At 68.5% G+C, this 11,293-nt stretch carries 12 protein-coding genes; 5 read left to right on the plus strand and 7 right to left on the minus strand.

The features are described from left to right. The coding region (locus tag G6026_RS01610) for an FAD-dependent oxidoreductase (protein ID WP_182612054.1) at positions 1-1,004 on the minus strand (1,004 nt) is incomplete at its 3' end. Between the two features lie 79 nt (positions 1,005-1,083). Here G6026_RS01610 and G6026_RS01615 point away from each other — a divergent pair. The 3 genes from G6026_RS01615 to G6026_RS01625 all read left to right on the plus strand — a co-directional run bounded on the left by G6026_RS01615 (position 1,084) and on the right by G6026_RS01625 (position 3,921). Then, positions 1,084-1,500, plus strand: coding sequence for a rhodanese-like domain-containing protein (locus G6026_RS01615; protein WP_107757427.1), 417 nt, complete (start codon positions 1,084-1,086; stop codon positions 1,498-1,500). Positions 1,501-1,567: 67 nt separating this feature from the next. Then, positions 1,568-2,776, plus strand: coding sequence for an O-succinylhomoserine sulfhydrylase (locus tag G6026_RS01620; RefSeq protein WP_107757426.1), 1,209 nt, complete (start codon positions 1,568-1,570; stop codon positions 2,774-2,776). A gap of 5 nt (positions 2,777-2,781) precedes the next feature. After that, complete coding sequence (locus G6026_RS01625) at positions 2,782-3,921, plus strand: hypothetical protein (RefSeq protein ID WP_194305770.1); 1,140 nt, start codon at positions 2,782-2,784, stop codon at positions 3,919-3,921. Between the two features lie 18 nt (positions 3,922-3,939). Here G6026_RS01625 and G6026_RS01630 read toward each other — a convergent pair whose 3' ends face one another. From G6026_RS01630 to G6026_RS01655, 6 genes are all read right to left on the minus strand, one after another. Next, a complete protein-coding gene (locus G6026_RS01630) occupies positions 3,940-4,569 on the minus strand; it encodes a hypothetical protein (protein ID WP_107757424.1) in 630 nt (209 codons plus the stop codon). A 169-nt stretch (positions 4,570-4,738) separates the two neighbouring features. After that, the gene (locus G6026_RS01635) at positions 4,739-6,367 is read right to left on the minus strand and encodes a hypothetical protein (RefSeq protein WP_182612055.1); all 1,629 of its coding nucleotides are present in this window, start codon (positions 6,365-6,367) and stop codon (positions 4,739-4,741) included. Between the two features lie 83 nt (positions 6,368-6,450). Next, positions 6,451-6,903: a signal peptidase I gene (locus G6026_RS01640; RefSeq protein ID WP_309230259.1), complete on the minus strand. Its 453-nt coding sequence runs from the start codon at positions 6,901-6,903 to the stop codon at positions 6,451-6,453. A 98-nt stretch (positions 6,904-7,001) separates the two neighbouring features. Further along, positions 7,002-7,661 (minus strand): hypothetical protein, encoded by a 660-nt coding sequence (locus tag G6026_RS01645; protein WP_182612056.1) that lies wholly within the window; start codon positions 7,659-7,661, stop codon positions 7,002-7,004. A gap of 51 nt (positions 7,662-7,712) precedes the next feature. Next, complete coding sequence (locus G6026_RS01650; protein WP_159078016.1) at positions 7,713-8,414, minus strand: SipW-dependent-type signal peptide-containing protein; 702 nt, start codon at positions 8,412-8,414, stop codon at positions 7,713-7,715. Between the two features lie 77 nt (positions 8,415-8,491). Beyond that, positions 8,492-9,154 (minus strand): SipW-dependent-type signal peptide-containing protein, encoded by a 663-nt coding sequence (locus G6026_RS01655; protein WP_159078015.1) that lies wholly within the window; start codon positions 9,152-9,154, stop codon positions 8,492-8,494. Positions 9,155-9,544: 390 nt separating this feature from the next. On the opposite strand from G6026_RS01655, the gene fgd reads away from it, so the two are divergent. Both fgd and G6026_RS01665 read left to right on the plus strand, forming a co-directional pair. Further along, a complete protein-coding gene (fgd, locus tag G6026_RS01660) occupies positions 9,545-10,564 on the plus strand; it encodes a glucose-6-phosphate dehydrogenase (coenzyme-F420) (protein WP_182612057.1) in 1,020 nt (339 codons plus the stop codon). Next, entirely contained in the window at positions 10,561-11,199 is a 639-nt protein-coding gene (locus G6026_RS01665; protein WP_107757418.1) for a suppressor of fused domain protein, read from the plus strand. The genes fgd and G6026_RS01665 overlap by 4 nt, the downstream gene beginning before the upstream one ends. Positions 11,200-11,293: the final 94 nt, after the last annotated feature.

An 11,293-nucleotide genomic window follows, 5' to 3' on the forward strand; every position in this document is an offset into this window, starting at 1 on the left:
TACACCGCATCGACCTCGAGTTCCTCGTAGTCGCCGGTGCCGCGCACCCGGATCCCGTCCGGCTCGGTGCGCTCCAGTCGCAGGCCCGTGACGCGGCCGTCGCGGCCGAGGACCTCGACGGGACTGCGGTGGAAGCGGAACCGCACCACGCGCCCGCCGGCGGCGAGAGCGGCCTGCTCCGCCGCGTCGGGGGACTCGTGTCCCGCCTCCACCTGCGCGGCCGCCCACTTGGCCAGCTGATCGCAGACCTGGCCGGCCCGGCGATCGTGTTCCAGGTGCTCGCGGGCGTCGTCGTCGTACTCCAGGTCGGCCGGATCCACGACGATCGTCACACCCTCCACCTTGTCCATCTCCCGCAGCTCCAACGGGGTGAACTTGGCGTAGGCCGGGCCGCGCCGACCGGTCACGGTGACGACCCGGGTGGCGCTGGTGCCGAAGCCCTCGCGGACGTGGGCGGGAATGTCGGTGGCCTCGAGCTGCTCGGGGGTGCGCACCAACATCCGCGCGATGTCGAGCGCGACGTTGCCCACACCCACCACCGCGGCGCGCTCGGCGGTCAGGGCCCACGTGCGGTCCGCGTCGGGGTGGCCGTCGTACCAGGTGACGAACTGCGCGGCGCCGTAGGAGCCCTCGAGGTGCTCCCCGGGGATGCCGAGTTCGCGGTCGGCCAGGGCGCCGGTGGCCAGGATGACCGCGTGGTAGAGCCGGGGCACGTCGTCCACCGTCAGGTCCCGGCCGAACTCCACGTTGCCGAGGAATCGGATCCGCGGATCGGTGACGATCGCCTCCAGCGTGCGGGCGATGCCCTTGATCCGGGGGTGGTCCGGTGCGACACCGTGGCGCAGCAGACCGTACGGTACGGGCAGTTTGTCCAGGCAGTCCACGACGATGTCCCTGCCGTGCTGGTCGGCCCACGCCAGCAGGGCCTCGCAGGAGTAGACGCCCGCCGGTCCGGATCCGACGACGGCCACTCTGATGGGGGCGGCGGAGGGGGTCGGTGCCATGGCCCGATCATGGCACGGGGGCGCGTCCGGCGGACCTCGACCGGGCGGACTGGTGGCGGGGGGAGCATAATCAGGGCCCATGAGCGATTACGCCGGGGACCTCGCGCCGCACCAGGCGTGGGATCTGCTCGCCACCGACCCCTCCGCCGTCCTGGTGGACGTGCGCACGAGCGCCGAGTGGCAGTGGGTCGGGGGCGCGGACCTGTCCGAGCTGGGCAGGCGCGTGGTGGGAATCGAGTGGATGACCTCGGCGGGGGAGCCCAATCACCGCTTCCTGGAACAGCTCGCGCAGGCGGGGGTGGACTCCGACACGCCGGTGTTGTTCCTGTGCCGCAGCGGGCACCGGTCGGCCGCCGCGGCGAGCGCCGCCACCGCCGCCGGACTGGGTCCCGCCTACAACGTCGCCGAGGGGTTCGAGGGAGATCCGGACGAGCAGGGCCACCGCGGTTCGGTCAACGGGTGGAAGGTCGCGGGCCTGCCCTGGCGACAGTCCTGATCCGCCTGACCGGCCGCGAGTACCGACCCGCCACCCGCAACACCGACAACACACAGGAAAGCAGCGGATGAGAAACAACGAGCTCCCCGACGGACTCCACCCCGACACGCTGGGCGTGCGGGCCGGGCAGATGCGCACCGGTTTCGAGGAGACCACCGAGCCGATGTTCCTCAACTCCGGCTACGTCTACGAGTCCGCCGAGGCGGCCGAGGCGTCGTTCAACGGCGACATCCAGCGGTTCGTCTACTCCCGCTACGGCAACCCCACCGTGGCGATGTTCCAGGAGCGGCTACGACAGATCGAGGGCGCCGAGGCGTGCTTCGCCACCAGCTCCGGCATGTCGGCGGTGTTCGTCTCGCTGGCCGCGCTGCTCGGCAACGGTTCGCGGCTCGTGGCCTCGCGAGCGTTGTTCGGCTCCTGCTACGTCATCTGCGCGGAGATCCTGCCCCGGTGGGGCGTGGAGACGGTGTTCGTTGACGGCGCCGACCTGGACCAGTGGCGCGAGGCACTCAGCCAGCCGACCGACGCCGTGTTCTTCGAGACCCCCTCCAACCCCATGCAGGAACTGGTGGACGTGCGGGCGGTGTGCGACCTGGCGCACGAGGCCGGCGCGCAGGTGGTGGTGGACAACGTCTTCGCCACCGTCCTGCACCAGAAGCCACTCGAGCTGGGCGCGGACATCGTGGTCTACTCCGCCACCAAGCACATCGACGGTCAGGGCCGGGTCCTGGGCGGTGCCGTGTTGGGCCCGGAGGAGTACATCGCCGGACCCGTGCAGAACCTGATGCGTCACGCAGGGTTCGGTATGAGCGCCTTCAACGCCTGGGTGTTGCTCAAGGGCCTGGAGACCATGGGCCTGCGGGTCGAGCGGATGTCCGCCAACGCGCTCGAGGTGGCGCGGTTCCTCGAGTCACACGACGCGGTGGACTGGGTCCGGTACTCGATGCTGCCCTCGCACCCCCAGTACGACCTGGCGAGGCAGCAGATGTCGGGCGGGGGGTCGGTGGTGACGTTCGGCCTGAAGTTCGACGACGACGAGGCGGACCGGGGCAAGGGACGGTGCTTCTCGCTGCTCAACGCGCTGAGGATCATCGACATCTCCAACAATCTGGGCGACGCCAAGACCCTGGTCACCCATCCCGCGACCACCACCCACGCGTCGATGGAGCCCGAGGCGCGCGCCGCCGTGGGCATCGCGGACAACGTCGTCCGCCTCTCGGTGGGCCTGGAATTCGCCGGAGACCTCATCGACGACTTGCGTAGGGGTCTAAACTAAGTTTCATGCGGTCACATGGCGGCGCGTCCCGGACGAGGGTGGCGGTGCTGCCCGCCGCGCACCCCGCCGTGCGGCGCATCACCGGGCTGGGGTGCTCGGAGCAGATCGAGATCGTGCCGATGCGGCCGGGCGTGGTGAACGGTGAATCGCACCCCGGTACGTACGCGAGGGACCCCGCTCCACCCCCCGATCAGGACCTGGACCACGTGGACGTGGCCCACGTCCACTTCGGCTACGACTACCTCAATCCGGAGAGCGCCCGGGACGTGATCGAACGCCTGTCACGGGCCGGCGTGCCGATGGTGTTGACCGTGCACGACATCGTCTACCCCTCCCACGAGGACGCGCAGCCACACCGCAGTCACACCGGCATGCTCGTCGGGGCCGCGACCCAGGTGCTGACGCTCACCGAGGTCGCGGCGCGGGAACTGTGGGTGCGGTGGGGCGTGGACGCCATGGTGGTGCCGCATCCCAGGCTGCTCGACGAGGCGGAGATCTCCGCTGCCATCCGCGCGTCCCGCCATCTCCGGGCTCCCGGGGACATCGTGGTGGGGGTGTTGTTGGAACGGATGGGCGAGAACATCGAGGGCCCGGAGCTCCTGGACCTGCTGGCGCCGGTGGCGGCCGGCCGACGCGGTGCGCACCTGCGGATCGTCGTGGAGTCCCAGGCCTGGCGCGACGCGTGCGGCGAGGACCGCGAGAGCGGCGGGCACCACCTGGTCGCCGAACTCGCGGCGGAGGGCGGGTGGGAGTCGGTGCGGCTGACCCGTTACGAGGCCCGGGACCTCGGGCCGTTGCTCGCCGAGTTCGCCGCCCTGGACGTGTGCGTGCTGCCGTACCGCTTCGCCACCCACTCCACCTGGTTGGAGATGTGCCGGGACCTGGGGGTGGCGCCGGTGCTCCCGGCCGTGGGGTTCCTGCGCGAGCAGTGGTTCGACCGCTGCGATCCGGACGAGCACTCGGGTGAGGTGTACGATCCCCGGGATCCCGGCAGTCTGACGTGGGCGGTGCACACCGCGATCGACGAACCCCGGTCGGCGCCGCCGCGCGTCGTGGGCGCCGATCCCAGGACGGTGATGGCCACGCATGAGCGGGTGTACCGGGCCGCGGCTCGTCGACGTGAGGCGGCCAGGGACGTCTCGTGAGGTCTGATGTCGCGAGCGTCAGGTTCCGGCGTCTGCGCGGGTGATCTCGATGGGCCAGGCGAGCATGAGTACCGAGTCGGGGGCCGGGGACGCCGAGTCCATGCTCAGCTCGAGGCACACGGTGACGGGCGGTCCCGCGGTGGTGCGGGTGGCGGCGGGAAGCACGATCGGTTGGCCGGCGGTGGCGGCGTCCACGGGTTTGGGCTGGCCCGCGTCGCCGACCAGGATGCTGGGGGCGCCACTGGCGAACGTGGGCGCGGCGCAGGCGCCTCCACTCGTGGTGACGGCCCGGATCCTGACCTCGGCGGCAGTCGTGGGGTCTCCCTCCACCAGCGCGCCCCTGTCGATCACCACGTGGGCATCCGCGCGGGAGTCGACGCTCGTCCGGAGGGTCAGGGGCTGGTACGCGGACCGGGTGCGCAGCGCCGCGGTGTCCACCCGGACGGGGAAGTGCCCCCCGTAGCTGGAGATGGGCGCGGTCCAGGTGGTGCCGAAGTCGGTGGAGGCCTGCACGGACCAGGATGAACTGCGCAGGGCCTGCTCGCGGGCGTCCTCCCCGCGGTCCTGGAGGACGAGCGTCGCGCCCAGTGCACAGGCGGAGGCGGAACCGAGGGCGACCAGCGCGGTGGCCGCGTGTCGAATCCGCATAGCTCCTCCGAAAGCCATCACCCGGCGGTCGGACCGGGAGAGGGGCTCCGGTGCGGGTCGACCCGCGATGACCGCCGATTCATCCAGGTTATGGCCGTCAGTAGCCGAATCGTTACATCTACGTCCGGTGCGTGGCGAATCTCACCGACTGCCACGGTCGAGGGGCGCGTCAACGGACGTACACCACCGTGCCGGTCTCCCGGTTGACGGCGGCCCATCGCCACCCGTCGGAGTCCGGATCACTCGACGCGAGGGTCCTCCACACGCCGCTCGGGCGGGTGCCCTCGTTGATCCAGGTGTCCAGCGCGGGGAGGGCGGTGGGGGCGTCGGAGGGGACTGTGGCGCCCTTGACGACGACGTCGAGTTCCGTTCCGTCGGCCTCGACTGTTCCCACGGTCTGCGTCTGGGCGGTCGCGGACAGGGTTCCGGGCTCGGTGGGGATGGCGGTCGCGTGGGAGGTGCTCGTCGTGGTGTTCGACGTCGTCGCTGGCGGGGTGGCGGTGGCGGTCGGTGTGGCGGAGGTCGTTCCGGCGGTCGTGTTCGTGTTCTCGCCGGACGGGTCCGGCGGTGCCGCGGTGGAGGTGTCGGTGCCTGTGGCGCGGTCGATGGGCGACGTCACCGTGGTCCCGGTCGGAAGAGTGGTGGTCTCGGACTCGGCCTGAAGAGCCATTCGAGAGGACACGCCGACGGTGGCGTCGGCCGGAGATGTGCCGGTGGAATCGTGGGTTACTGTCTGAAGTCGTCCATTGGCGTTCGGAACGACGGTCTGCCACTTCTCTGGCCACCCGAGCTGGTGCGGGTCCCCCCGCCAGGTTCCGGCGCGCATGGGCATAGGGGAGGTGCCGTTGCTGAAGCCGCATTCGGATCGAGTGATCGGGAGATTGATCTGGTCGATGAACGTGGCGTTGTCGCTGCTGCCGCCACCGGCGCTGTAGACCTGAATGACCATGTCCATTTCGGCTAGTGCGTAGTAATCGGTCAGGAAAGTGTTCTTGCGGATATTGGCCAGGAGAACGAAAGAGGCGTCTGGGGCTGTGCCCCAGAAGTTGTTATTGACGTTGTAGCGCGCCCATTGGTTGGTTGTGCCGTCGTACCGCACTGCCGAGTCGTCACTGTTGGGGATGAACGACTTGATGCTCTGTTCGCGGTTGTAGGAATAGTTGAGACTCCCGGTGTGGTTTGCGAGCTCCAGAACGCTGTTGTTCTCAGTGATGGTGGCAGAGGACGTGCCGTCGGGAAAACACTGAGCGATGGAGCCGAACCCGCTCACATTTACCCGCGCGGTCTTGGTGCCTGCTCCGGAGGCAACGATCGAGTACGTGTATCCGACGGTGTTCTGATGAGCGACGAGCCGGGGGGCAGGGTTGGACCCTGCAGAACACGTGGTTGTGGTGGCGGTCATACTCGCTGGCGTCGGAAATGACATGCAGTGTGAAGCATGGGCGGGTTGAGTTTCTCCCTGGAATGGCCCTGAAGGAAACCTTCCCATCCAGAGATCGTCGCCCGTGTTCCTCGAAGGGACGATTTCGGAAGAGGTCGGACTGCCGAAGCTGCTGCGGTTGTCATCGGCACCAGTGGCGAGAGGGGATCCGGTGGGATAGGACAACGTGAAGTTGCGGGTGACGGGCTGTTGAGGGCTGCTCATTCCGATCGAGTTCGGGAGGCCCGCATCCCGATCCCCACGCATCTTCCATCCTGGATCGGTGACCCGGGTGAAGCCCTCCATCCAGCGGGCCTGTGCGGACGCCTGGCCGATCTCACGATCGGTCCAGGAGGCCTCGGTGAACTGGGCGGTCATCGTGGCGCCCACCGTCAGACCGAGCACCCCGAGGACAACCGTCGAGGCCATCGCCAGTCGGGTCGTCAGGGGTCGTCGGCTGCTCACGAGACATTCCGTTTCCTGGGCCAGAAAGCCCATGTCACCAGCAGGGCCATGGCAAGCGTCGTCCCCGCCATGACAGTGGGGTTCTGGGCCTTGGCCACGAAGTAGCCCAGGCCGGGTGTCGACCACAGCACCTTGCGGACGGAACTGACTTCGTAGGCCTGCGGATCTTCGGTGTCGTTGGCGTCACCCTTCATTCGGATCACGTACATACCCGTGGCCGCGGGTTCTACGGCCGTCACCCGGTGGGTGACCGGAAGCTGGCCGGGACGGTCGATAGTGGTCACATCCCCGACGCGGACGTCTGCAGCGGGCTTCTCCTGGACGACGGCGAGCGAACCCGTCGGGATGGTCGGGCTCATCGAACCGGTCTTGAACATGATCAGCGAGATGTTGAAGGCGAACGCGCAGATCACAGCAATGATGCAGAGGATGCCAGCGAATGACAACACCGAGAGGAGGGCGTCAGAGAGGCGGGAGACCGCCGACCCCCGGGGCCTCATGTGGTGGGTCGCCTGATCCGGCTGCTGTGGGTGAGTCGTACCGAGTGTCATATGGCCGCCGATGTCGCGTTGAAGGTCCAGCGGACGGTTGCGACCGCACCATTGGTGAGACCGCTCGGGGGTGTGCTGGGAAGACTGAATTCGTAGCAGAGGTATGTCGGCGTGCCAGTGGCCGGCAGCGTGAACTGTCCCGCTGAATTCGGTGCGGAGAGCATGGTTCCGAAGTTGCCGGCCAGGTCTCCGGCTGAGCCCACGACGAAGGTGGCCCCAGAGGCGAAGGAACTCAGGGCGCAGGTCGTAGAGGCTGTCCGCACGATGCGCATCCGGAACAGGCCTGCTTGGGTACTGGGCGCGACCTGAACGCCAGCAGACATGGTGACGGTCCCGCCGACGGTCGATCCCGGCGCGACGCGGAGGCCGAATCGGGAATAGGACCGGGTCGAGCCCGGGATCACGTCACCGACCGCCGGCTGAAAAGTCGCCGCGGTGCTCTCGGTGAAGTGGTCGGTCCAACCCGAGTTCGCATCGGCGGTGACATTGCCCTGGACGTTCCAGTTGGTGGAGGTGAAAACGCCTCGGGAGAACTCGCGGTCGACGAAGCTCGCCATCGTCCCACCGGCTGGAGTGATTGCTAACGCTGCGCCTGCAGCCGCCGCCGTCGCGAGGGCGGCGAGTCCGATGCGGGTGCGTGCTAGTGGGGCAGACATCGGTCTCACCTCCTTCTTTCATGACGTCTGGGATCGTGGCGGCTGGGACTGCTATGGGGTCGATTCCGCCGAGAATTCCCAGGTCGTGGTAACCGGGGTCGTGAACGTCCACGAAGGATCGTTGGGGGCCACATTCGCCGGTTGTGGCTGCATGGTCACGGCAAAGCACACCGAGACCGGGGTCGTGGAGGGGGCTCCGGCGTTGCTGAGGGTGAAAGACGGAGGAGTCGCCGGCGCGGTGTAGTTCATGGGCACTCCCGCCCCGTCCGGTGACGGCACCAGTGGGGTTCCACCGGTGAAGGTCCCAGCCGCGCAGGTCGCGGGCGCGATTCCGGTTCGCGCTTTCCAGCTGAGCTTGGGCATCAGGTTGGTGGTGTCACCCGTACTGGCGGTTGATCTGATGTGCACTGTTGCGCCGTAGCTCGCCCGGGTGGGGTCTATCCGGAGCGAGAAGGGCGCGTACACGGTGGAACCGGGCGAGAGGCTGTTGAAACCGGTGGAGAACTGTAGCTGCGCGGCGCCCGCGGCCGTGTAGTGGTCAGTCCACGTGCCGTTGGCCGGGGGGGTGGAAGTGCTCTCGTTGCCTTGGATGTTGAACTGCCCCGAGGTGAAGACGCCGCGTGCGAACTCGGAATCCGTCCATGCCGCGAGCGTGCCCGCAGCGCCGAGACCGAGCACGAGGCCGCCTGCGAGCAGCGCGCGAACGCGGCGACGGCGATCGGTTGTCGAGGCGGGAGAGGGGGAATCGGACACCCGTCGTCCTTTCACTACATGGGAGAGCGGAGGGCGTGGCGGGACTCACCGCAACGCCCCCCGCGATCAGAGACGGATCAGGTGGCCGGGACAGACTCGCCGGTGAACTGCCAGACGACTGGGCCGGTCGTGAGCGCCTGCATCTCGTCGGCGCCGTTGGCCTCGGTATCCGGGAGGGTCACCGCGAAGCACAGGTGCCGCGGGTCCGCCTGCTCGGCTCCTACCGTGAAGGCAGCGGACTCCCCGACGCCGAGAGCCGACTGTGCATGCCACGGAGTGCCGGCGCCGAAGACCGTCGCGTCGCAGACACCCCCGGCAGCGATCGTCCGGACCTCGTACCGGAGGGCGTTGAACAGGGTCTGATCCCCCGTGCTGGTCGCACCGGCCAGGGTCACGTCAGCAGAGGTCGACGTCGTCAGCGCCGTGGCGATGGAGATCGGCGCGTAGACGGTGTCGCCGGGAGCCATGTTCATCGGGGCGATCACGAACGACAAGGCGCCACCGTTCGCCTCGTCGTAATTCTCATAGCCCGCAGCGGCGTCGCCGTAGACGTTGCCCTGGAGCTCGAAGGAGCCGGTACCGAACTCGCCGAAGGAGAACACATCATCGGACCACGCGGCCAGGGTCGCGGCGGCACCGAGGCCGAGGACCACGCCGCCGGCGAGAATCGCCTTGCGCTTGCGGCTGCGCTCCTGCTGTCTGAGCTGGGCGTCAGGGGGGAGGGGGTGGTTGGCGTTCACGTGACGCGCCTTTCCGTGGGGGCCGCCAGTCGGGCCCGAATCTGATGTGGTGTGTCGGCCCCGTACGCATTCGAACGCTGATCGACGTCGGGCCTCGATGGCCCCGTAAGAGGATTGCACATATTTCTTCACAATCCAATTGGATTGGCAAATCCTTATCGGCGCTGTCAGGTGTACCGGCTTGCCCGCAGGCGAGCCTGAGTAGGCTCCCAACTGGTGAACCTCGCAAGCGACCTCAGCTTTTTATCAGCATTTTTCGTGGACGCCGGGGCGAGGCCCTCTCGGCGTCACGCCCGGAACTCCCGGGCGCTACCGCTGGCATACTCGGCTGTAGTGCCCCGACCACAGCGTCGGTGACCTCACGCTCACACAACCTCTGAGGAGTCGTCGATGCCCCCCACCTCCGCCCTGAAGCTCGGGTACAAGGCCTCGGCCGAGCAGTTCGGCCCGCGCGACCTGGTCGAGTACGCGGTCCTGGCGGAGCAGTCAGGGATGGACTCGGCGACGGTCTCGGACCATTTCCAGCCGTGGCGTCACGACGGCGGGCACGCCCCGTTCTCCCTCGCGTGGATGACGGCCGTGGGGGAGCGCACCGAGCGACTGCAACTGGGCACCTCCGTGCTCACGCCCACATTCCGCTACAACCCGGCGGTGCTCGCGCAGGCCTTCGCCACCATGGCGTGCCTCTACCCGGGCCGCGTGTTCCTGGGCGTGGGCACCGGTGAGGCGCTCAACGAGATCGCCACGGGCCATCAGGGCGAGTGGCCCGAGTTCAAGGAGCGGTTCGCCCGCCTGCGCGAATCGGTCCGCCTCATGCGCGAGCTGTGGACCGGCGAGACCACGTCGTTCGAGGGTGAGTACTACACCACCAAGGACGCGTTCCTCTACGACGTTCCCGCCGAGGGCGTCCCGGTCTACATCGCCGCCGGCGGCCCGGTGGTGGCGAAGTACGCCGGACGCGTCGGCGACGGCTTCATCTGCACTTCCGGCAAGGGCATGGAGCTGTATACCGACAAGCTGCTGCCGGCCGTGGAGGAGGGCGCGGGGATCAATGATCGCGACTCCTCCCGGATCGACAGGATGATCGAGATCAAGATCAGCTACGATCCCGACCCGGCCGCGGCGCTGGAGAACTGCCGTTTCTGGGCGCCGCTGTCGTTGACCCCCGAGCAGAAGCACTCGGTGGACTCACCGCGGGAGATGGAACGCCTGGCCGACGAGCTGCCGATCGAGCAGGTGGCCAAGCGGTGGATCGTGGCCTCGGACCCAGACGACGCCGTGGCGCAGGTCGAGCACTACGTCGACGCGGGCCTGAACCACCTGGTGTTCCACGCGCCCGGCCATGATCAGAAGCGCTTCCTCGACCTGTTCAAGACCGATCTCGAGCCGCGGTTGCGTGAGCTGGCGTGATCGGCGAAAGCACAGCGCCGGTCCCTGACAAGGCGAATCTCTCCGGGCTTGAGGGCCTCTTCGGCGAGGCAGAGTCGGTTCGCGTCCTGCACTACCCGCACGAGACGGAGGCCGACGAGGAGGGCCAGACCACTCAGTGGCACTGCGACGTCGTCGTCGTCGACAACGTCCCCGCCCCCGGGTTCACCACCTACGCCACCGTCGGTGCCCGCGAGTTGCCCACCAACGTCACCACGCCCGAGGGGCGACAGATCCGCAGTGAGTTCGTCACCGTGGGTCGCACCGGCCACCGGGCCATGGCCGACGTCCTGGACGCGTGCGCGCTGGCCGTGGCCTCAGGATCCATCCACGTGGCACCGGGTGCGGTGATCCCGAACGCGGTGGGGATCGTTGATTCCGGTCGGCGCTGCGAGCACCTGGTCCTGGCGCCGCCGTTCCTGTGGCCCCGACTGCAGGTGGTCGACGAGACCGGCGGGCCGGACGGAACCGGGCCGCTGCTCACGCGACTACAGGCGGTGCCCATCACCACCGCCGAGATGTCGGCGGTCGCCCGCGACGGCGCCGACTCCTTGTTCGAGCGCCTCGACACGGCCGGTGCCGACGTCACCGACCCGGACCGGCCGAGCGTGGTCTGAGGCGTGACCACCACGCGCGGGACCACAGGGAGGGCCGTGCGGGTGCTCGACACGCCCGCCGGATGGGTGGTGATCGAGGCCACCGCGACCGGCG

Origin of the sequence: Dietzia sp. DQ11-38-2, assembly GCF_014145055.1 — a bacterium.
Classification (GTDB): domain Bacteria; phylum Actinomycetota; class Actinomycetes; order Mycobacteriales; family Mycobacteriaceae; genus Dietzia.

Bases quoted from the DNA above. Each gene is read 5' to 3' on its own strand.
- G6026_RS01615 (WP_107757427.1), top strand. From the start codon at position 1,084: ATGAGCGATTACGCCGGGGACCTCGCGCCGCACCAGGCGTGGGATCTG.
- G6026_RS01620 (WP_107757426.1), top strand. From the start codon at position 1,568: ATGAGAAACAACGAGCTCCCCGACGGACTCCACCCCGACACGCTGGGC.
- G6026_RS01625 (WP_194305770.1), top strand. From the start codon at position 2,782: ATGCGGTCACATGGCGGCGCGTCCCGGACGAGGGTGGCGGTGCTGCCC.
- G6026_RS01630 (WP_107757424.1), bottom strand. From the start codon at position 4,569: ATGCGGATTCGACACGCGGCCACCGCGCTGGTCGCCCTCGGTTCCGCC.
- G6026_RS01635 (WP_182612055.1), bottom strand. From the start codon at position 6,367: ATGACCGCCCAGTTCACCGAGGCCTCCTGGACCGATCGTGAGATCGGC.
- G6026_RS01645 (WP_182612056.1), bottom strand. From the start codon at position 7,661: ATGTCTGCCCCACTAGCACGCACCCGCATCGGACTCGCCGCCCTCGCG.
- fgd (WP_182612057.1), top strand. From the start codon at position 9,545: ATGCCCCCCACCTCCGCCCTGAAGCTCGGGTACAAGGCCTCGGCCGAG.